Annotated in this window: 9 protein-coding genes; all 9 read right to left on the minus strand. The window is 76.2% G+C overall.

From position 1 onward, the window contains the following. Window position 1: 1 nt before the first annotated feature. Entirely contained in the window at window positions 2-4,078 is a 4,077-nt protein-coding gene (locus H9640_RS04405) for a non-ribosomal peptide synthetase (RefSeq protein ID WP_191789524.1), read from the minus strand. Then, on the minus strand, window positions 4,075-12,441 hold the full coding sequence (locus H9640_RS04410) for a non-ribosomal peptide synthetase (RefSeq protein ID WP_191789525.1): 8,367 nt from the start codon (window positions 12,439-12,441) through the stop codon (window positions 4,075-4,077). Before H9640_RS04410 ends, H9640_RS04405 begins: the two co-directional genes overlap by 4 nt. Next, a complete protein-coding gene (locus tag H9640_RS04415; RefSeq protein ID WP_191789526.1) occupies window positions 12,438-15,860 on the minus strand; it encodes a non-ribosomal peptide synthetase in 3,423 nt (1,140 codons plus the stop codon). The genes H9640_RS04410 and H9640_RS04415 overlap by 4 nt, the downstream gene beginning before the upstream one ends. Then, window positions 15,860-16,888: an ABC transporter substrate-binding protein gene (locus H9640_RS04420; RefSeq protein WP_191789527.1), complete on the minus strand. Its 1,029-nt coding sequence runs from the start codon at window positions 16,886-16,888 to the stop codon at window positions 15,860-15,862. The genes H9640_RS04415 and H9640_RS04420 overlap by 1 nt, the downstream gene beginning before the upstream one ends. A 91-nt stretch (window positions 16,889-16,979) precedes the next feature. Then, window positions 16,980-17,234, minus strand: coding sequence for a phosphopantetheine-binding protein (locus H9640_RS04425; protein WP_191789528.1), 255 nt, complete (start codon window positions 17,232-17,234; stop codon window positions 16,980-16,982). Then, entirely contained in the window at window positions 17,231-18,064 is an 834-nt protein-coding gene (locus tag H9640_RS04430) for an ABC transporter ATP-binding protein (protein WP_191789529.1), read from the minus strand. Before H9640_RS04430 ends, H9640_RS04425 begins: the two co-directional genes overlap by 4 nt. After that, a complete protein-coding gene (locus H9640_RS04435) occupies window positions 18,061-19,407 on the minus strand; it encodes a lysine N(6)-hydroxylase/L-ornithine N(5)-oxygenase family protein (protein ID WP_191789530.1) in 1,347 nt (448 codons plus the stop codon). Before H9640_RS04435 ends, H9640_RS04430 begins: the two co-directional genes overlap by 4 nt. After that, complete coding sequence (locus tag H9640_RS04440) at window positions 19,404-21,137, minus strand: (2,3-dihydroxybenzoyl)adenylate synthase (RefSeq protein ID WP_318243640.1); 1,734 nt, start codon at window positions 21,135-21,137, stop codon at window positions 19,404-19,406. The genes H9640_RS04435 and H9640_RS04440 overlap by 4 nt, the downstream gene beginning before the upstream one ends. Next, window positions 21,134-22,417, minus strand: coding sequence for an isochorismate synthase (locus H9640_RS04445; protein WP_191789531.1), 1,284 nt, complete (start codon window positions 22,415-22,417; stop codon window positions 21,134-21,136). Before H9640_RS04445 ends, H9640_RS04440 begins: the two co-directional genes overlap by 4 nt. Between the last annotated feature and the right edge of the window lie 72 nt (window positions 22,418-22,489).

Consider the following 22,489-nt stretch of genomic DNA (forward strand, 5'->3'; position numbering starts at 1 on the left):
GTCAGTGCCTCTCGTCGGTGCTGGGTCGGGTGGCCGCAGGGGCCTGGGTGAGGTGGCGGGCGAGGACCGGGCCGAGCTGGCCGATCGCCGCGGGCGACACCATGTCGTGGTGGCCCGCGAGGACCGCGTGCTGGGTCACGGTGCCGGTCACGTGCGGGGCCCAGGCGTCGCGCTGGGCCGTGAGGTCGTGGCGGTCGGCACCCTCCTGCGCCGTGAACAGCAGCAGGTCTCCGCGGAACGGCGTGTAGCGGGCCTGGACCATGAGGTCGCACGAGTACAGGTACGTGTCGACGACGGCGGCGAGCCCGTCCTCGTCGAGGTCGCCCCACGCGCCGGGCGCGTCGGCCAGGACGTCGAGGACGTCGTCTCGCGTGGGCGCGGAGAACAGGTCGGGGTCGGCGCCGCCCGCGGCGAGCAGCGACCGCAGGGCGTCGACCTCGGCGTCCCCCGCCGACGGCGACGAGCTCCCCGGCCGAGGGTCCCCGTCCGGCCCGACGGCGCCGCCCACCCCCGGCCCGACGGCCTCGGCGTCGAGCATCGTCAGGCTCTCGACCACGTCCCCGGCCTCCTGCAGGCGGGTCGCCACGAGGTGAGCCAGGTGGGCACCGAACGAGTAGCCGAGCAGGTGGTAAGGCCCGCGCGGCGCCACCTCGCGCACCGCCCGGACCGTCTGCTCGGCGAGGTCGACGAGCGAGGAGGGGGCACCGTCGGGCCCGGCGAGACGCGGCGACTGGAGCGCGTGCACCGCCGTCCCGGCCGGGACGTGCGGGACGAGCGAGGCGAAGGACCACCCGAGGCCGCCCGCCGGGGCGAGGCAGAAGAGCGGGGCCGCCTCGCTGCCGGGCGAGGGGGCGCGCAGCGTGAGCGTGCCGGCGAACGGGTCGGTCTCCGGGGCGTCCCAGTGCGCGACGATCGCCTCGACCGTCGGGGCGGTGACGAGGACGCCGACGCTGAGCGGGCGCCCCAGTCGTGTGCGGACCATCGAGACCGCACGCATCGCCAGGAGCGAGTGGCCCCCCGCGGCGTAGAAGTCGTCGTCGGCGCCGAAGGTCGTCACACCCAGGACCTCGGCGAAGATCGCGCACAGCTCGCGCTCGAGGTCGGTCCGGGGCTCGCGCCCGCCCTCGCGCGTGAGTTCGGGAGCGGGCAGGCGCCGGACGTCGAGCTTGGCGTGCGGCGTCAGCGGCAGCTCGTCGAGCGGGACGAGGGCCGAGGGGACCAGGTGGTCGGGAACCGTTCGGCGCACGGTCCGCAGGACGTCCGCCAGGATCGTGTCACCGGCGGAGGTCCCGGCACCGGCGGCGAGCACCACGTAGCCCACGAGGACGTGCCCGCCTCCGGCGCCCCGGCGCGCGACCACCGCGCACTGCGCGACGCGCGGGTCGCGTGCCAGCACGGCCTGCGACTCCCCCGGCTCGACGCGGTAGCCGCGGATCTTGACCTGGCCGTCGCTGCGGCCCAGGAAGTCGAGCTGGCCGTCGGGCCTGCGGCGCACCACGTCGCCCGTGCGGTACATGCGCGCGCCCGGCGTACCGAAGGGGTCCGCGACGAACCGCTCGGCGCTCAGACCCGGTTCCCCGTGGTACCCGCGGGCCAGCCCGATCCCGCTCACGTACAGCTCGCCCGGCGTGCCGTCCGGCACGGGCGCGAGCCCCGAGTCCAGGACGTACACCGACGTGTTGGCGATGGGACGCCCGACGGTCGGGCGCCGGCTCTCGTCCGTGCCACCGCCGAGCGTGTTGATCGTGTACTCGGTGGGGCCGTACAGGTTGTAGCCGCGCGTCCCCGGGGTGGCGACGATCGCGTCCCACACCTCCGCGCCCACCGCCTCGCCTCCCAGCAGCACGAGGCTCGGGCGGTACCGACCCTCGTCGAGCAGCCCCTCCGCGAGGAGCGCCGAGCACACCGAGGGCGTCACGTTGACGACGTCGATCCGCTCCGCGGCGCAGTACGTCGCCATGGCGTGCGGGTCGCGTCGCACGGCCTCGTCGAGCAGGTGCACCTCGTGGCCGTCGACGAGCCACAGCAGCTCCTCCCACGACATGTCGAACGCGAACGACACCGTGTGCGCGACCCGGACCGGCTCTTCGCGGAGCGCGGCCGGGCGGGAGGCGACGAGCGGCTCGAAGATCTCCGCCCGGTGGTTGCGCAGCATGTTGACCAGCCCGCCGTGCTCGATCGCCACCCCCTTGGGCGCTCCCGTCGAGCCGGACGTGTACATGACGTACGCGAGGCGGTCGTGGCGGTAGGCGGGCCACGGGTCGTCACCGCGGGCCGGGGTCGCGTCACCCTCGGGGGACGTGTGCGTCACCGTCGGCACGACCGCGCGGCCCGCGAGCGCCGGCCCCACGAGCCCACCGAACGACTCGTCCAGCACCACGGCGCGGGCACCGGCCGCCTCGACGATCGCGCACAGCCTCTCGGCCGGGTGCGCGGCGTCGAGCGGCACGTACGCCGCCCCGGCCCGCAGCGTCGCGAAGAGCGCGACGACGAAGTCGATCCCGCGCGGCACCGCGAGCGCCACGACGTCCTCCGGCCCGGTACCGGCCGCGACCAGGGCGCGCGCGAGCACGTCGACTCGCGACCCCAGAGCGGCGAACGTCACCGAGTCGGTGCCGTGGACCAGCGCGGTGCGCCGCGGGTGGGCCGCGACGGCCCGGTCGAGCAGGTCGAGGAGCGAGTCGTCGCCCACGTCCTGCGCTGCGCGGACCCCGCGTGACAGGAGGAGGGGCGCGACGTCGTCGGGCACCGCGGCGACCCGGGCGACCGGTGAGCCCGGCTCCCCCACCGCGCGGCGCAGGACCGCCTCGACCTGGTCGAGCAGGGCGCTCGCCCGGGTGGCGTCCACGACGTCGGAACGGTGCGACAGGATCAGCCGGTACGGCTGCCCGGGGTGCACCACGAACGTCAGCGGGTAGTGCGTGGCGTCGCCGCCCTCGACGTCCTCGAGGCCCACGGACGCGCTGAGGCGGTCGAGCTCGGCGTCGTCCTCGGGCGTGTTGCGCATGACGTAGAGCGTGTCGAACAGCGTCCCGACGCCCGCCCGGCGCTGGAGCTCGCCCAGGCTCACGTGGTGGTGGTCCATGAGCTCGGCCTGCTCGGACTGGAAGCGGCGCACCAGGTCGCGGAACGGCTCGCCGGGGCGCGTCGCGAGGCGCACGGGCACGGTGTTGAGGAACAGCCCGACCATGTCCTCGACCCCCGCGAGCGCAGGCGGGCGACCCGAGACGGTGCTGCCGAACACGATGTCGTCGCGCCCCGTGACCGAGCGCAGCGCGAGCGCCCACGCGGCCGAGTAGACCGTGCTGACCGACACCGCGCACGTGCGCGCGAGGGCGAGCACGGCGAGGGAGAGGGTCGGGTCGAGGTCCCGTTCGACGACGTCGGGCATCGACGCCCGACGGCGCGGGTCCGGCGGCGCGACGAGCGTCCCCTCCGCGAGGCCCGACAACGAGACGTCCCACGCGCCCGCCGCCGCGTCGTCGTCCTGCGCCGCGACCCACGCGAGGTAGTCGCGGAACTGCGGGGCGGGCGGCAGGCTCGTGTCCTCACCGCCCGCGGCGTAGTGCCGCAGGAGCTCGGTCACGAGCAGCGCGTCGGACCAGCCGTCGAGCAGGATGTGATGGTTCGTCACGACGAGCGCGGCCCCCTGCTCGCCGAGCCGCACGAGCACGAAGCGGACGAGCGGCGGGCGGTCCATCGTGAAGCGGCGCTGGCGCTCGTCGTACTGGAGCCGGTCGAGGGCGTCGGCGCGCGCGGCGACCCCGAGGTCGGAGAGGTCCTGGACACGCCACGGGACCGTGACCGCGGTCGGCACGAACTGCACCGGGCGCGCAAAGCGCTCGTGCGCGAAGCCCGCTCGCAGGACCGCGTGGCGCCGCAGCAGCGACTCGCACGCGCGCCGCATCGCGTGCTCGTCGACACCGCCCGGGAACCGGTACGTCGACTGCATCGTGTAGACGTCGAGGCCCGTGTCCTCCGAGACGGCGTGGAAGAGCAGGCCCTCCTGGAGCGGGGCCAGGGGCAGCACCTCGGCGATCGTGGGAGCGGAGGCCGTGCGCTCGTCGGTCGTGGTCATGTCAGGTTCCTCATCAGGTCGTCGAGGTCGCCGAGCTCGCCCGCGGACAGCGCGAGGAGCGGGGAGACGTGCGGGGAGCCGTCAGGACCAGCGAGGTCCCGAGGGCTCGCTGGTCCTGACACGTCGGCGGTGGGGACGGCGGCGGGGCGGGCCCGCAGCGCGAGCGCGGCCGGGGTCGGCGCCGCGAACACCGACCGCGGGTCGACCGTCCAGCCCCGCGCGCGGAGCATCGTCGTGACCTTCATCGCGACGATCGAGTCGCCGCCCAGCGCGAAGAAGTTGTCGTCGTCGGCCACCCGCCGCACGCCCAGGGCCTCGGCGAAGATCTCGCGCACGACGAGGACCGGTGGGGCGACGGGCGCGCCCTCCGGCGTGTCCACCGTGCAGCCCCCGGCCCCGAGCGGCCCCGCCGACGCGCGCTCGCGCAACGCCGGGTACCGCTCCGCGAGCCCGGCCAGCACGTCCTCGACCGGCGTCGACGGGGCGTCGGCCAGCAGCCCGAGCACCTCGACGACGGCCGCGAGCGCCGCGCCCGCCCGCTCGGCGGGCACCGACGCCAGGTGGTCGAGCTGCACGACCAGCCCCTCGGACGCGTCGACGGTCAGCGCGAGCGGGTACTGCGTGCGGTCGTCGCCCTGGACGTCGGTGATCCGCAGCCCGACCCCGGCGCCCGGCTGGGCGTCGGCGTCGCGCGGGTAGTTCTCGACCACGAGCAGCGTGTCGAACAGCTCGCCGACCGCGAGCGCGCGCTGCACGTCCGCGAGCGCGACGTGGTCGACGTCGCGCAGGCGCGCCTGCCGCTCGTGGACCGAGCGGACCAGGTCCGCGAGGGTCCCGGTCGTGCTGTCCTCCGGCCCCCCGACCGCGATCCGCACGGGCACCGTGTTGACGAACATCCCGAGCACCTCGTGCGCGCCCTCGATCTCCGCGGGCCGCCCGGCGACGGTCGTCCCCGTGAGGACGTCGCGCTCCCCCGTGAGGGCCGCGAGCACGAGCCCCCAGGCCGAGGTCACGACGTCGGCCGTCGTGACCTGCGCGGCGCGTGCGGCGGCGACGAGCCGCGCGCCCAGGCCCTCGGGGGCCGCGTGCAGCACGGCCGGCCGCTCGCCCGTGTCCTCGGGCTCGGCCACCCGGACGGGCCGTGCCCCGGCGAGGGCGTCTCGCCACACCGCGACCGCGCCGGCGTCGCGCCGCGCGAGGCGCCGCGAGAGCTGCCACGCGGTGCTCGGCGTGGGCGGGACGAGCCCGGTCGGGCGCGTCGTCGGTCCGCTGCCCGACGGCGTCGCTCCCGCGGGTGCACCGACGCGCCGCACGTACGCCCCCAGCAGGAGGTCGACGAGGAACGGCACCGACCAGCCGTCGAGCAGCACGTGGTGGTTGGTCACGACGAGCCGGTGCCGGGCACCCTCGTGGGAACCGACCCGGACGACGACGAGCCGCAGCAGCGGCGGGCGCGCGAGGTCGAAGGGCCGGTCGAGCTCGTCGGCCACGATCTCGTCGAGCGCGCGGCGCACGGCGTCGGGGTGAGCGACGTCGTCGGGCAGCGTGACCTCGCGCAGCGGGACCTCGGTGACGTCCGTGACGACCAGGCCCACGTCCTGCGGGCCGCGGGCCGCGACCGCGAGGCGGAGCTGCGGGTGGGCCGCGAGGACGTCGGCCGCGGCGACGCGCAGCGCGGCGACGTCGAGCGGGCCGTCGAGGCCCACGTCGATCGCGCTCGTGTACCGGTCGACCGGTGCATCGAGGGCGTGCAGGACCATGCCGCGCTGCACGGGCGTGAGCGGCCAGGGAGCCCCCGTCGGGAGCGTCGTCGCCGCGCCCTCTGCGGGGTCGGCCTCGGTGGCGGCACCGCGGACGAGCCCGCGCAGCCGCCCGAGCCACGCCTCGACCAGCACCTCGCCCACCGGGCCTGCGCTCTCGCCGACGGTGACCGGCGTGCCCGCCGACGGTGACGCCGCACCGCGCCCGGACACCGCGGGGGCCAGGAGCCAGCGCGCCACGAGCTCGGGCCCGTCAGCGCCGTCGGCCACGTACGCGTTGAGCTCTACCGGGTGCGACAGCGGCAGGTCGGCGTGCAGGTCGAGCGCGGACTCGACGTGCGCGGCGTCGGCCGCACCGCCCCAGTCGTCGGCGCTCTCCGTCTCACGCCCCAGGTAGTTCACGAGGACCTGCGGCGGGCAGGCCGCCGCCGCGTCGCGCAACGCCGCCGACGTGCCCGGCGCCAGGTGTCGCAGCAGGCCGTACGCCCGCCCGTCTCCCGGGATCGCCGCGGCCTGACGGGCCGTGGCCCGCAGGTGCGCGGTCGGCGTGACGCCCGGCGCGGCGTGCAGGCGCAGCGGCCAGGTCGTCGTGAACCAGCCGAGCGTGCGCGACAGGTCCGGGCCCTCGCCGTCGAGGCGTCGCCCGTGCCCCTCGGTCTCGACCACGAGGTCCCGGCCGCCTCGCGCCGAACCCGCCGCCGCGTCGGCGGCTGCCGCGTCGACAGCCGACACGTCCGCCGCCGCGAGCGACAGCGCCGCGAGCAGCACGTGGTCCGTACGGTGCTCGGGGGCCAGGCCGAGCAGGAGCCGGGTGTCGTCCGCACCGAGACGCACGACGACCTCACGAGCGCTGGACACCGTGTCGCGCGCCCGGTCGAGCGGTCGAGCCGTCAGCGAGACGGCCTCGCCCGAGTGCACGTCGACCCACGCGGGCAGCTCGCCCGCACGGTCCGCGGCCTCGTGGTGCATGGCCGTCGCCGCGGCGCGCAGGCTCGCCGACGAGGGAGGAAGGACGCCGCACGCCGCGAGCGTCCGCAGGTCGTCCACGAGGATGCGCCACGACACCGCGTCGACCGCGACGTGGTGCGCCACGAGCGCGAGCTCGCGCGCCCCCCGGTCCCAGACCGCGCGGAGCACGCGGCCCGTCGCCGGGTCGATCTCGGCCGCTGCGCCGCGCAGCGCCTCGTCGAGCCCGTCGTCGGTCACGCGCAGCACGTCGCCCGTCCCGGCCACGACGGTAGGCGCGGCCGCGTCGAGGACGTGCGCGGCGCCGTCGTGCACCACGAGTCGCAGTGCGCCGTGGGCCTCCACCAGGGCCGCGAGCGCCGCCCGCAGCACGCCCTCGGTGAGGTCTGGAGGAGTCCGCAGGACACGCACCTGGACGAGCCCGCCGTGATCGCCCCCGGTCTCCAGGAGCCACGCGAGCGCGGGGGTGAGAGGCAGGTCGCCCGACTCGGTGACCGCTGCGGTGCGGGCCGTCGGTCGCGCGGGCGCGGGTGCGACCTCGGTCGCTGCGCCAGCGATCCCCGCCGCGTCGCGGCCCGCGAAGACCGCCCCGACCGTCACGACCAGCCCCCGACCACGCAGCGCCCCGACGAGCTGCATCGCGCTGATGCTGTCGCCGCCCGCGGCGAAGAAGTCGGTCGCCGGTCCGACGTCGAGGCCCAGGACGCGGGCGATCTCGGCACGGACACGCTCGGTGCGCTCGTCCGCCAGGGGGTCGCCCGGCCCGACGGCGGTGCTCACCCGCGCGCTCGCGGCCCCCTGGGCGTCGGTGCGGGGCTCGGCCCGGGGCGCGGGACGCGACCCGGCGCGGGCCTCGGCGGGGGCCGGCCGCGGGACCCGCACCTCGCCGACGAGGGCGTGGGCGCTCGGGAGGGTGCCGCCGCGGGCCAGGTGCTCGACCGCTGCGGTGAGCGCTGCCGGAAGGACGGCGCTCACGGCCGGGTCGAGCGTGCCGGGACGCTCCTCGATCTCGATCGCGAGACCACCGTCCGCGGAGGGCAGGACCGTGACGGTCACGGGGTAGTGCGTCGCGTCGTGACCACCGGTGGGGACGACGTCGACGGGCCGGTCGACGGGCCGAGGGTGACGCCCTTGCCCGCCGACGGTGACCGCAGCGGTCCCGCGCGGGTAGCTCTCGACGACCACGAGGGAGTCGAACAGCGCATGACCGGCGATCCGCGCGATCGACGGCAGGCCCACGTGATGGGCGTCGAGCAGCCGAGCCTGACGCGCCTGGACGTCCTGGAGCAGCGCGTCGGCGGTGAGGTGCGTCCCCGCCGGGACACGGACGGGCGACGAGCTCACGAACATCCCGATGATGCGGTCCGCTCCGTCCAGGGCGGTCGGGCGTCCGGCGACCGTCGAGCCCACGACGGCCTCGGACCGCCCCGTCAGTGCTGCGACGACGAGGCCCCATGCCGTCTGGACGACGGTCGCGGGCGTGACCTCGGCGCGACGAGCAGCCTCCCGGAGTCCTTCGCCTCCCGTGGGGAGCGTCGTGACGACGCGTGCGTCACCGTCGGCGGGCGAGACAGTCGCCGTCGGCGCGGGGGCGGGCAGCACACCCAGCAGCGACGGCTCCTCGAACCCGTCGAGCTCCGCCCGCCACAGGGCCTCGACCTCAGCACGGGTGGACTCCGCGTCGCGCAGCCACGCCAGGTAGTCACGGAAGGTCGGCTCGCCCGTCTCCGCACGGCCCGCCCGGGCGGCCGCCGTCCCGTCCGACGCAGCGTCCGACGCAGCGTCCGCCGTGAGAGCCTTCCGCAGATCGGCCGCCAGGAGCGGCACCGACCAGCCGTCGGTCAGCAGGTGGTGCATCGCGAGGACGAGCACGTGCACGTCCTCGCCCGTCCGCACGACCGCGCCCGACACGAGCGGTGCCGACGACAGGTCGCCCAGCCGCGAACGCTCGGTCAGGTCCACCTCGTCGAGCAGTGCGGCCAGCGCCGCACGGTCGAGCCCCCGCGCGTCGCGCGCGGAGACCGGCACCACGACGACGTCGGGCACGAAGAACACCGGCGCGGGCAGGTCGAGCTGGAGCACCCCGCCGCGCAGGTTCGGGTGGCGGCGCACGAGCGCCTGCACGGCGTCCGCGACCCGCGCGGTCCCGTCGTCGCCGAGCCCGGTCACGGTGAACCGGGTCGTGGTGCGGTAGGCGTCGGCCGCGTCGCGCGCGCCTTCGGCGACCATGCCGAGCTGGGTCGGGGTCAGGGGCAGCACGTCGACGACGCGCGTCGCGCCCGGTACCCCCGCGCGCACGTGCTCGTCGAACGCGGCCGACTGCACGCGGGTCAGTGCCACGAGCACGTCGGCGGCGCCACCCGCACCCGCACCCGCACCGGCGCCCGAGGCGACGGACCCTCCCGCGCTCGCGGCGTCGTCGGGCCGGACGCGCCGCGCCATCTCGCGCGGCGTGCGCGCCGCGAACAGGTCCGCGGGCGAGAGGACGAGCCGCTCGCGGCGCAGCGCGGCGACGAGCTGGAGCGCGTCGATGCTGTCGCCGCCCGCGGCGAAGAAGCTCTCGTCGAGGCCCACACCGTCCCCGCCCAGGACGCGCGCGGCGGCCGCGTGGACCTGGGCCTCCAGGGGCGTCGGCTCGGCAGCGGGGCGCCCGGCGGGCGCGGGGCCGCCGGTCCCACCACCGGACGTCCGCGACCCGTGCCAGTCGGGCGCGGGCAGCGCACGGCGGTCGAGCTTGCCGTGACGCGTCAGCGGAAGGGCGTCGAGCACGACGAACGCGGTCGGGACGAGGTGCCGCGCGAGACGCTCGGCCGCCGCGGCCCGCAGAACGTCCGGGTCGAGCCCGGCTCCCGTCACGTACGCCACCAGCCGAGCACCCCAGCGCGGGTGCTCGGCGAGCACGACCGCGGCCTCCGCCACACCCTCGAGCGCGACGAGCGCCTGCTCCACCTCGCCCGGCTCGATCCGGAACCCGTGCAGCGAGATCTGGTCGTCGTTGCGCCCCAGCAGGCTCAGGGTGCCGTCCTCGGCGCGGCGCGCGAGGTCGCCCGTGCGGTACATGCGCTCCCCCGGGTCCCCGCCGGGACGGGCGACGAAGCGGCTCGCGGTCAGCCCGGCGCGCCCCAGGTACGCCTCGGCGAGCTGCGGCCCCGCGAGATACAGCTCGCCCACGGTGCCTGCGGGGACCTCGCGCAGCGCGGCGTCGAGCACCACGGCCTGCGTGCGTCCCACGGGCCGCCCGACGACCGGCTCGACCGTGTCCGCGACGTCCGCCGCGAGGGCGTCGACGGTCGCCTCGGTCGGCCCGTACAGGTTGACGACGCGCGCGCCCGTGGGCGCCGCGAGCGCGCGCATCCGCGTCCACAGCGCCGGTCCGAACGCCTCGCCGCCCACGACGCAGATCCTCGGCAGGCGCGCCCACTCGGCGCCCGCGAGCAGCGCACCCCAGACCGTCGGCGTGAGGTCGAGGTAGTCGAGTCCGTGCTCGGTCGCGTAGTCGCGCAGCGCGACCGGGTCGAGGAACACGTCCTCGTCGAGCACGTGCAGCTCGTGCCCCGCGGCGAGCGCGAGGAACGCGTCGTAGTGCGCGTCGAACGAGAACGCCGCGGTGTGCGCGATGCGCAGGCGCTCGCCCGGCGGGTAGAGCTCGGTGCGGTGCCGCTCGAGCAGGTGCGCGAGCGCGTCCTGCCCCACGGCCACCCCCTTGGGCTCGCCCGTCGAGCCCGACGTGAAGATGATGCTGCCGACGCACGCGCGCAGGGTGGCGTCGTCGGGGGCGGGCGGCAGCTCGGGCCCGACGGCGGCGCTCGCCCCGGCTACGTCCGCCGCGCTGCGGGCGGGCACGGGAACGTGCGCGGCGTCGAGGGGGCGCGGGCCGGCCTCGTCCCACAGGAGCCGTGCGCCGCTGATCCGCAGGACGTGCGCCCGGCGCTCGGGGGCCCCGTGCGGCAAGGGGGTCACGGCCAGGCCGCGGCGGAGGGCCGCGAGGATCACGTGCACGATCCGTTCGTCGCGCGGCAGGTCGATCGCGAGCGCGTCGCCCGGCCGGGCCCCGCACGCCGTGAGGCGACGCTCGGCGCGCGTGACCGCCAGGTCGAGCTCGGCGAACGTCCACCGTCGGTCCCCGACGACGAGCGCGCCCGCGTCCGGGTGACGGGCGATCGAGCCGGCGAGGACCTCGGTCACGAGGGCGGGGCGGCGGGCCGACGCGGGGGCCGTCCCCGCCGTGCCCGCGGCGTCGGCACGCCGCGGGACCAGGTCGAGGCTCGCGACCCGTGCCCCCGGGTTCGTGGCGATCGCGAGCAGGATCCGCTCGAACGTCGCGAGGAGAGCGTCGGCGGCCGACGTCGTGAAGGCGGCCGTGTGCGCGTCGAGCGCGAGGTCCCACGTGTCGGGTCCGGCGTCGACCGCGAGCGCGAGGGGGAAGTGGGTGGCGTCGTGGGTCGCGAGCACGCGCAGGTGCACGGGGGCGAGGCCGACGACCGTCGGCGCGACCACTCCTGCGCCGGGCGCCTGCTCGAACGACACGAGCGTCGTCGCGACGGGCGTCTCGGTCCCGGCCGCCGTCTGGATGCCGCGCAGCCCGACGTGCTGGTGGTCCCACGAGGCGTTCCACCGGCAGGCGTGGTCGGCGACGGCCTCACCGAGGGTCGCGGCGGCGTCGGCGTCGACCCGGGCCACGACCGACTCGGTGAGCATCCCGACGATCTCGTCGGCGTGCGCGACCTCGGGGCTGCGCAGGGCGACCGGGACGGCGAAGGTCGCGCAGGTCGACCCGGCGTGGGCCGCGACGGTCAGGCCCCAGGCGGTGCGCACGAGCGTGGCCGAGGTGACCCCCTGGGCGCGGGCTCCCCCGCGGATCGCCTCGACGGTGGTCGGGTCGAGGGTCCGGTGGGTCGTGGACGCGTCCACGGGGGTTCGGTCCGTCGTCGTCCACGCGGCGGCCACGGGCCACCCGGAGGGTTCCACGTCGGCGAGGGCATCGCGCCAGTGGGCACGTGCTGCCTCGGCGTCCTGCCGTCCCAACCACACGAGGTGGTCGACGAACCGGCCTCGGGCGGGGGCGAGGGCGTCGCCCTCGGCGGAGAGCTCGGCCCCGTAGAGCCGCGCGACCTCGCGCACGAGCAACGGCATGGACCAGCCGTCGAGCACCAGGTGGTGGCTCGTGACGACCAGCACGTGGTGCGCGGCACCCAGCACCACGACCCCGAACCGCACGAGCGGCGGGTCGGCCGGGTCGAACGGCAGCGACCGCTCGGACGCGGCCGCGGCACGTGTCGCGTCCTGCAAGGCCCGGTCGGCTCCGCGAGCCGCACCGGCACCGCCCGCCGCGCCGGCCCCGGCGGAGCCCGGGACGTCCGCGTCGTACCAGACGACCTCGGCCGTGGCCTGGCTGGGGACGAACTGGACCGGGTCCAGGTCGTCGTCGACCGCGAAGCCCGCGCGCAGGTTCGGGTGGGCCACGAGGAGCGCGTCGAGGCTGCGTTCGAGGGCGGGGCCGTCGAGCGGGCCCCGCAGCTCGACGAGGGTCTGACCCACGTACGGGTCCGTCCCGTCGGTGAGCCCCGCGTGCGCGGTCAGCGCACGCTGCAGCGCGGTGAGGGGCCAGACGGCCTCGATGGCCTCGGTCGAGCTCATGGTCGTGCCTTCCGTGTGCGTCGGCGGTCGCCGAGGAGTGCGCCGAGGCGGTCGAGGTCGCCGGGTGCGAGGTCGAGGAGCGGGGCTGCCGCGTCCGAGGGGGTGGCGCTCGCGGCGTGCACCGTCCGTGCGGGCTGGGCGGGGGGCGGCGCGACCGGTTCGAGGGGCCGCAGCCGGGCCGCGACGCCCGCGACGGTGCGCTGCTCGAACACGTCCTGCACGCTCGACCGCCACCCCTGGTCGCGCAGGCGTGCCACGACGTGGATCGCGCGGATGCTGTCGCCGCCGAGCGCGAAGAAGTCGGCGTCGGGCGGGACGGGGCCGCTGTCGAGGGCCGAGGCGAACGCGAGGGACACGTCGGTCGCCCTCGGCGGGAGGTCCGGTCGCCCTCGGCGGGGGCTCCCGTCACCGTCGGCGGGCGGGTCCGTCGCCCTCGGCGGGAGAGTCGCGGGCTCGGGGAGGGCCGCGACGTCGAGCTTGCCGTTGGTCGTCAGCGGCAGCGCGTCGAGCACCACGACCACCGACGGCACCAGGTGCTCGGGCAGCGCGTCCGCGAGCGCCGCGCGCAGCGCGTCCCCTGCCAGCCCAGGGGCCACGACGTACGCGACCAGGCGCGCCCCGAGCGTGGACCTGCGCGCCTGCACGGTCGCCTGAGCGACGCCGGGCAGCGCGAGCAGCGCGGCCTCGGTCTCGCCGGGCTCGACGCGGAACCCACGGATCTTGACCTGGTGGTCGCGTCGGCCGACGTAGTGCAGCAGGCCGTCGTCGTCGCGGCGCGCGAGGTCGCCCGTCCGGTACATGCGCGTCCCGGGCGCCCCGAAGGGGTTCGCGACGAACCGTTCGGCCGTGAGGTCGGGGCGGTGCAGGTAGCCGCGCGCGAGCTGGGGGCCGGCGAGGTAGAGCTCGCCGACCACGCCGTCGGGCACGGGGCGCAGGTGCTGGTCGAGCACCAGGGCGGCCGTGGCGCTGAGCGGGCGCCCGATCACGGGCCGGTCCGCGTCGTCACCCGTCGCGCCTACGGCGTCGACCGTGTACTCGGTGGGTCCGTAGAGGTTGAGGACGTCGAGGCCCGGCTGCGCGCGCAGCGTGGTCCACAGCGCGGGCGGGCAGGCTTCGCCGCCCACGGACACGGTCCGCAGCACGTGGTCGCGCTCGAACAGGCCGGCCTCGACGACGGCCGACATGACGGTGGGCGTGAGGTCGATGCGGTGGATGCCGCGCTCGACGACGAGGTCCACGAGGGTCCCGGGGTCGCGGTACTGCTCGACGTCGAGCAGGTGCAGCTCGTGCCCCAGCAGCAGCGTGAGCAGGGTGTCCCACGAGCCGTCGAACACGAGCGGCATGGTCTGCGCGACGCGCTGCGCCGGGGCCGGGCGACGTCCCGCACGCGGCACGACGTGCTCCTGGTGGTGGGCGAGGAACTGCGCGAGCGCGCCGTGACTGATCCCGACAGCCTTGGGCTCGCCCGTGGAGCCGGAGGTGTGCAGGACGTAGGCGAGCGCGTCGCGGGGCACGTCGAGCGCGTGCCACAGCGGCGCGGCCCCGTGGGCGGACGCGTCCCCGCGCGGCCCGACGACGACGCGCCCCGTCCACAGGGAGCCGTCGCCGCCGTGGAGGGACGGGGCGGCGGCCGTGACGTCGGCGACGACGATCCGCGCCTCGTGCCGGTCGACGAGGGCGAGGCGTCGCGCGGGCGGGTTCCGGTCGTCGAGCAGCAGTGCGGCGGCCCCGCAGCGGTGCAGCGCGAGCAGCGTCACGACGTAGTCGGTGCCGCGCGGCAGGTCGATCGCGACGAGCGTGTCGGAGCGGGCGCCGGCGGCGACCAGGCGTCCGGCGAGGTGCGCGACGGCCTCGTCGAGCGCGCTGAACGTCGAGGTCTCGCGCGCGACGAGCGCCACGGCGTCGCCGCGTGCGGCCACGGCCTGGTCGAACAGCGCGCCGGCGGTCGGCGGCGGGTCCCCGGGCAGTGCGGGGCCGGTCGAGCCGGTCACGATCGCGTCCTCGTCCGCCGCGGGCGCGAGGCCGAGGGCCCCCACGCGCGCGCCGGGCGCGGCCCGCCCCACGCTCTCCAGGAGATGGGCCAGCTCGCGCAGGCGCGCGGCGACGTCGGGCGCGGTGAAGAGCCGGGCGGGCGCGGTGCCCGCCAGGCGCAGCTCGTCGCCGTCCGGCCCGGGGACGCGCAGGACCGAGACCGCGAGGTCGTCGACCGGTCCCTCGGCCACGTTGCGCAGGCGGCCGACGGCGGCCCCGAAGCGCAGGTCGTGGTCGAAGAGCTTGACGTTGAGCTCTGCCGCGGTCACGGCCGAGCCCGCGTCGCGCGCGATCTGCTCGGCGGGGTAGCGCCCGTGGCGGCGCAGCTCGCCCACGCGGTCGCGCACCTGCGTCACGAGCTCGTCGACGCGCTGCCCGGGCGCGACGTCGACCACGACCGGCAGGACGTTGACGCGCATGGTCGGCACGACCGCCGCGACCGACCGCATGCGGTTCATCGCGGGCATCGCGACGGCCACGCGGCGGCGCCCCGCGACGAGGGCGAGGTGCACCGCGAAGGTGGCCGCGACGACGTCGGGCCAGCCGGCACCGGAGCGCGCGGCGACCTCCTCGAGCGGCCCGACGGCGCAGCCCGCGTCGTGCGCGACGCGGACCACGGCGTCGGCCGGGACGGGGTCCGGACCGACCGTGCCCACGGGCCCCTCGCTGAGGCTGCCCGGCCCGCCGTCGAGGTCAGCCACCCGGGAGGCCCAGTGCTCCCTGTCCCGCTCCCGCTCGGGGGACGCCGCGTACCGGGCCTCCTCGGCCACGACGTCCGCGACCTTCCCGAACGGGCTCGGGCCCACCTCACGCCCCGACGTGAGCGCGGTGAAGACCTCCGCGACGCGGCGCACGACGAGCGTGATCCCGTACGCGTCGAGGATCGCGTGGTGCACCACGAGGGACCACCACACGGTCGTGGCGTCGAGGCGCACGATCGCCTGGCGGGCCAGGGCCGGCACGTCGAGCGCGAAGGGCTGCGCGCGGTCGGCCTCGACGAGAGCGGCCGCGCGCTCCCGGGCGCCGGGCACCCCCGACAGGTCCAGGACCCGCAGGCCCCCCGTCGCGGCGTCCGCGCGCGCGCTCGTGAGCGCTGGCCCGCCGGCCGGATGGACGACCTGCGCGACGTCGTCGGACACCACGAACGCCGTCCGCAACGCCTCCGTCTCCCCGACCACCAGCTCGACCGCGAGGGCCAGCACACCCGTGTCGAGCTCGCCCGTGATCTCGACGACCTCACCCACCGCGAACGCGGACGTGTCGGGACGCACGAGCTGCGCGCCGATCACGCCGAGCTGCGCGGTCGTGAGCGGAAGGCCTGCGGGCACGGCGAGCACGGCGGGGGCCACGTCGAGGGGCGCGAGGTCGGGGGCGGAGGACGTCGTCATCAGCCCTGGAGGTCCTTGAGCACGACCTCGAGCTGGTCGAGGACGTCGAGCGCCAGGCTGTAGCGGTCCGCGAAGAAGTAGCGGATGCCGTACGCGTGCCCTGCGGTCACTGCCGGCAGCGACTGGTAGGTCGAGGCGGCCGCGAGCTCCTCGGCGCCGGGTCCGGGCTGGCCGTCGACCGTCTGCTCGGTCAGCACGACGGTCGCGTCCGCGACCTGGCCGAGCTGCTCGTAGGACAGGAACGCGCCGTTCTCGGTCTTCTCCTCGGCCACGACCTCCGGCAGCGGCGCACCGATGTCGGTGAGGATGCCGCCGATCCACGAGATCTGCGAGTAGACCGTGATCTCCTCGAACGAGTCGAGCCCCGCGAACGTGTTGGCGGCGATGACGTCGCCGTAGGTCTCCTTGATCTCCGCGACGCGGGCCTCGTACTCGGCCTTGGTCGCCTCGGCCTCCTTACCGGCACCGAGCGCCGACGCGATCTCGACCGACGCGTCCTTGACGGTCGCCGAGCCCGTCGCACGGATGAGGACCGTCGGGGCGATCTGGGAGAGCTTGTCGAAGTCGGCCTTCTTCTCGGCGCTGAGCTCTTCCTCCTTGCCGCCGCGCACGAACCCGACGATGAGGTCGGGCCTCAGCGAAGCGATCTTCTCGTAGTCCCAGCCGTCCGCGCCCATGACGATCGGCAGGTCCGCGACCTGCTCGAACTCCTCGGGCAGGTACGAGTCGGCGTAGTCGCCGTCCGCGGTCGCGACGGGCACGATGCCCGCCTCGAGGAGCGGCCCCGTGCCGCCCTCGAGCGCGACGACGCGCTGCGGGTCCGCGGGGACGTCGACCTTCCCGAACGCGGTCTCGACCGTGCGGGTGCCGGCCTCGGCCGAGGACCCGGGCGGCTCGTCGGCCACCGACGTGCCGCCCGCGCACCCGCCCACGGCGAGGACCGCGGCGAGGGCCGGGACGAGCAGCCAGGCGGTGGCGCGGGAGGTCCGGGTGCCACGCGCGGTGGTGAGGGTTCGGGTGCTGGACATGCTGGGGTTCTCCTTGGGATGGGTCTGGCGGGGTCGTGCGGTGTTCGTCCGTGGTGCGGACGTGGTGCGGGGGCAGGGTGGGCGGCCCGCCTCAGGCGGCGACGCCCAGCGCGCGCAGGCAGCCGCGCAGCGTGGGCTCGACCGCGACCTGGGCGAACTCGACGGGCCGCCCCGCGGCGCGCCAGCGCTCGAGCAGGGCCATGAGCCGCACCGAGTCCAGCCCGTGGTCGGTCAGGTCGTCGTCGAGCCCGATCTCGTGGGCGGCCGAGCCGCCCGCGCCCAGGACGTCGACGACGTCCGCGAGGGCCTGCTCGCGCGTGATGGGTGTCGGGGTCGGGTGCGTCATGCGGTTCCTCCGGTGGCGCGGAGCGCGCCGGTGCGCGCGGGCGGACGCCTGGCCAGGACGTCGGAGCGGACGGGGACCACGAGCGGCCAGCCCTCGAGGTCGGTCATGACGTGGGCGCGGATCCCGAACACGTGCCGGACGACGTCGGCGTCCAGGACCTCCGCGGGGCGTCCCTGGGCCACGACCGCGCCGTCCTTCATGAGGACGAGCTGGGTCGCGTACCGGACGGCGAGGTTGAGGTCGTGCAGGACCGCGACGACCGTGCGGCCCTCGTCGTGCAGGCGCGCGCACGTGTCGAGGACGTCGATCTGGTGCGCGATGTCGAGGAACGTCGTGGGCTCGTCGAGCAGCAGCAGCGAGGTCTCCTGGGCGAGGGCCATGGCGATCCACACGCGCTGACGCTGCCCGCCCGACAGCTCGCTCACGCGCCGGGTCGACAGGTCGAGCGTGTCGGTCGCGAGGAGCACCTCGTCGATCACCCGGTGGTCCTCGGCGGACAGCGCGCGCAGGAAGCCCTGGTGCGGGTGGCGGCCGCGGGCCACGAGGTCGCGCACCCGGATGCCGTCGGGGCCGATCGGCGACTGCGGCAGGAAAGCGAGCCGCCTGGCGACCTCGCGCGGGGGCATCGACGTCACGACCTGCCCGTCGAGCTCGACGGTCCCGGCCGTGGGGCGCAGGATGCGGGCGAGGGACAGCAGCAGGGTCGACTTGCCGCAGCCGTTGGGCCCGACGACGACCGTGAGCTCGCCCTGGAGGATCTCGAGGTCGACGCCCTGGAGCACGTCGCGCTTGCTGTAGCCGACGCGCAGGTCCCTCGTCGTGAGGCTCATCGGACGCCCACCGCGTCGGGACGGACGGCGGGCGCAGCTCGGCGGGCCAGGACCGACGCGAGCACCTCTCCGGCGCGGACGCCCAGCGTGGACAGCAGGGTCGAGCTGAGACCGTGCGAGTGCTCGGACTGCCCCACGAGGTAGAGCCCGGCGTCAGCGGGCTCGGTGAGCCGTGCACGGTGGTCGCGGTGCAGGTCCAGGGCCCCGTCGGCGTCGCGACCGAGCAGGTCGGTCGTGCCGCCGAGCAGGGTCGCCGGGTCCAGGGGGCGGTAGCCCGTGGCGAGCACGACCAGGTCCGCGTCGAGGACGGTCGTCGTCCCCGTGAGGTTCTCGGCGAGCGTCAGGGCCACCGGGCCGTCCGATGCGTCCCGCACGTCGAGCACCTCGGCGCACCGGTGCCAGTGCAGGCGCTCCCGGCCGAGCCACTGGTCGCGGTACTCGTGCTCGTGCAGCGCGCGGATGGTGTCCTCGGCGACGACCGAGTAGTTGGTGTTGCGGTGGTGCGCCATGAGCTGCGCGCGCCCGGCGGGCGGGGCGTCGTAGAAGACGTCGACCGTGCCCGGGTCGAACACCGAGTTGGCGTAGGGCGTCGAGTCCGAGGGCGAGAAGCCGTAGCGGCGCGCCACCGAGCGGACCTCGGCGCCGGGGAACCGGTCGTAGAGGTCGAGCATGATCTCGGCCGCGCTCTGCCCCGCGCCCACGACCACGGCGCGCCGCACGTCGTGGTCGACGAGCGCGATGCGGTCGAGGTAGCGCTGGTTGTGCCAGACCCGACCGGACTCGACGACGCCCGCCGGGAGACGGGGCTGCAGGCCCGCGGCCACGACGACGTCGCGGGCCCTGGTCCTGCTCTGGCCGTGCTCGCCCGCGACCGTGACGTCGAACGCGACGACCCGCCCGCCGTCGCGCACGGGCGTCACGGACTCGACCGACGAGCCGTAGCGCGTGAACCCCGCCAGGCGGGCCGCTGCCCAGCGCAGGTACGCCGCGAACTCGACGCGCAACGGCGCGAAGCTGCCCCGGTTGAGGAAGTCGACGAGGCGGCCCTGCTCGTGCAGGAACGCGAGGAACGAGTAGTCGCTCGTGGGGTTGCGCAGCGTCACGAGGTCCTTGGCGAACGCGACCTGCATGTGGGCGTCCTCGAAGAGCATCCCGTGGTGCCAGCGCGACGTGGCCTGGCGCTCGTGGAAGACCGCGCGCAGCGGTGCACGGACGCTCGCGTTGTGCTCCTCGATCGCGATCGCGAGCGCCATGTTGGACGGCCCGAAGCCGAGTCCCAGGAGGTCGACGTCGACGTCGTGCCCGGGGCGGCGGGGGTCCTGCGTGCGGGACGGGTTGCTCATCGCGGGCTCCACGGCTGGGTGCGGGGTTCGGTGCCGGCGGCCGCGGGAGCGGGGGCCGGGTGGGCACGGTCGACCTTGCCGACCGCGGTGGTGGCGAGCGCCTCGACGGACTCGAACCGGTCGGGGATCTTGTAGGCAGCGATGCCGCGCTCGCGCAGGAACCTGCGCAGCACGGGGCCGGTCGGCGCGACCGCCCCGGGGCGCACCACGACGCGCGCGACCGCACGCTCGCCCAGGTACTCGTCGGGCTCGCCGACGACGCTCACGTCGAGCACGTCGGGGTGCGCGCGCAGGTGGTTCTCGACCTCGGCGGGGGCGACCTTCTCTCCCCCGCGGTTGATCTGCTCCTTGGCGCGCCCGACGACCGTGAGGTAGCCGTCGGCGTCGCGCGTCACGAGGTCGCCCGTGCGGTAGAAGCCGTCGGCCGTGAACGAGCGGGCGTCGTGCTCGGGCGCTCGGTAGTAGCCGCGGATCGTGTAGGGACCGCGGGTCAGCAGGTGCCCCGGCTGCCCGTCGGCGACCGGCTCGTCGTGGTCGTCCACGACCCGGACCTCGTCGGCGGGCGAGATCGGGCGCCCCTGGGTCCTGACGACGACCTCACGCGCATCGCCCGCCCGGGTGTAGCAGACGAGCCCCTCGGCCATGCCGAAGACCTGCTGGAGCGTGTCCCCGAAGACCGCGAGCAGCCGTTCGGCGGCACTCGTCCCGAGCTTGGCTCCCCCGACCTGGAGGACCTGGAGCGAGGAGAGGTCGTGCGTGGCGACGAGCGGCGAGGCGGCCCAGACGTGTGCGAGCGGCGGCACGAGGGCCACGTGCGTGACGCGGTGCCGCTCGACGAGCGCGAACGCCGTGTCCGGGGCGCCGTGCGGGGACAGGACCACGGTCCCGCCCGCGTGCAGGACCCCGAGCACGCCGGGAGACGTCAGGGCGTAGTTGTGCGCGACCGGCAGCGTCGCGAGGTAGGTGGAGCCGGGGCCCAGGCCGCAGATCCGTGCGCTCTCGCGCACCGAGTACAGGTAGTCGGCGTGGGTGCGCGGGATGAGCTTGGGCGTGCCGGTGGTCCCACCCGAGAGCTGCAGGAGCACGACGTCGGACGGGTGCGCGGCGTCCTCGAAGGGCCCACGGACCGTGGTCAGGTCCGATCGGCGCAGGTCGTCGAGCGCATGCGCGGAGAACGCGCCGGACGGGTCCGGCCGCCCGTCGGGACCTGCCGGAGCGACCCCCACGACCACGACGTGCCGCACCGAGGCCACGGCCCCGGCGACCTCGCGTGCGAGGGCCGCGTGGTCGAAGCCCGCCTCGACACCGCTCGTCACGAGCGCGACGGCGCCCGTGTGCGCCGCGAAGTACTCGACCTCGGTGCGCCGGTGCGCGGGCAGCGCGAGGACCGGCACGACGCCCGACCGGCCGAGCGCGACCAGCACCTCGACCAGCTCGCTCGCGCTCGGGAGCTGCACGACGACACGGTCTCCCCTGCGCAGCCCGAGGGCCGCGAAGCCGTGCGCGAGGTCGTCGGCCGCGCGGTCCAGGTCCGCGTAGGTCAGGCTGCGGGCCGCGTCGACGAGCGCGGTCGCGTCGGGCCGTGCGGTCGCGGCGTCGCGCACGAGCGAGCCGAGCGTCTGGTCGGTCCAGAACCCGGCCGCACGGTAGCGGTCGGCGGTCTCGGCCGGGTAGGGGACGGCGCCGTCGAGCACGTGGGGCGCGGGACGCACCCGTGGGGCGGCCGTCACGACACGCTCCCCAGCGCGGACAGCAGCGTCGAGAACTTCACGGCGGTCTCGGCGTGCTCGCCCTCGGGCGTGGACCCGACGACGACGCCCGCCCCCGCGAACAGCCGCACGTCCGCGCCGCGCACCACACCGCAGCGCAGCACGATCGCCCACTCGCCGTTCCCGGCCTGGTCCGCCCAGCCGACGAGGCCCGTGTAGAAGCCGCGGTCGAACGGTTCGAGCGAGCCGATGAGCTCGCGCGCGGCGGCCTGCGGGTGCCCGCAGACCGCGGGCGTGGGGTGCAGCGCGTAGACGACGTCGAGCACCGAGACCCCCGGCTCCAGCCGCGCCGTGACAGGCGTGCCGAGGTGCCACAGGTGCGACGTCGCGACGAGCTCCGGGGTCGCCGGCACGTCCAGGTCGTCCTCGTGGGCGACGAACCCGCGCAGCACGTCGCGGATCGCGTCGGTCACGAACGCGTGCTCGCGCAGGTCCTTCTCCGAGGTCAGGAGCCGCTGGGCCGTCGCACGGTCCTCCGCGGGGTCGGCAGAGCGCGGCGCCGACCCCGCGAGCGGGTGGCTGTGCAGCACGCCGTCGCGTACCGAGACCAGGAGCTCGGGGCTCGCCCCGACCAGGTGCCCCTGGTCGCCCGGCAGCTCGACGTCGAACACGTACGCGTCCGGGTTCGCGCGCCGCATCGCCGCCCGCACCGCGCCACGGTCGAGCGGCCCCTGCGCGGACACGTCGAGGGTGCGCGCCAGGACGACCTTCTCGGCGACGCCGTCCTCGAGCCGGGCCACCGCCCGCCCGACGGCGGCACGGAAGACCGCGTCGTCCCGTCCGAGCAGCGCGGGCACGGGTCGGGTCGCGGGGGTGCCGTGCTCGCCCTCGGTGCCGTGGGCGCTTCCTCCGCCCCCGGCGGGCTGCCGTGACTGCCACGACTGATGCGCCGGGACGACGAGGTGCGCGGGACGCGAGGAGTCGAACGGGATGGTGCCCACGAGGACAGGGGCGGGCTCTCCGGCCCAGCGGGCGGAGGCCGCCCGCGCGAGGAGGTCCCGTGCCGCGGCCGCGACGGTCGGGCCGTCCCACGACCGCACGTCGAGACGGTCGCGCACACCGTGCGCGACGAGGCCCACGTCGGGCGACGCGAGCCGGAACTCGGCGTGCCCGAGGGGACCGCCGTCGTCGGGCAGGGAGCTGCGGGTCGAGGCGGTCGAGACGTGGTGGCGGCGCGCGTGCGCCGGGTCGAGCGCGACCGCGGAACCTGCCGGGTCGTCGAGCACGGTGAAGCCGGTCATGAGGCGTCCTCGGTGTCGATGGGGTGCGTGAGCCTGCGCGGTCGTCCGCAGGAGGACGGGCGAGAGGTCGTG

It is taken from the genome of Oerskovia gallyi (assembly GCF_014836745.1).
Classification (GTDB): domain Bacteria; phylum Actinomycetota; class Actinomycetes; order Actinomycetales; family Cellulomonadaceae; genus Oerskovia; species Oerskovia paurometabola.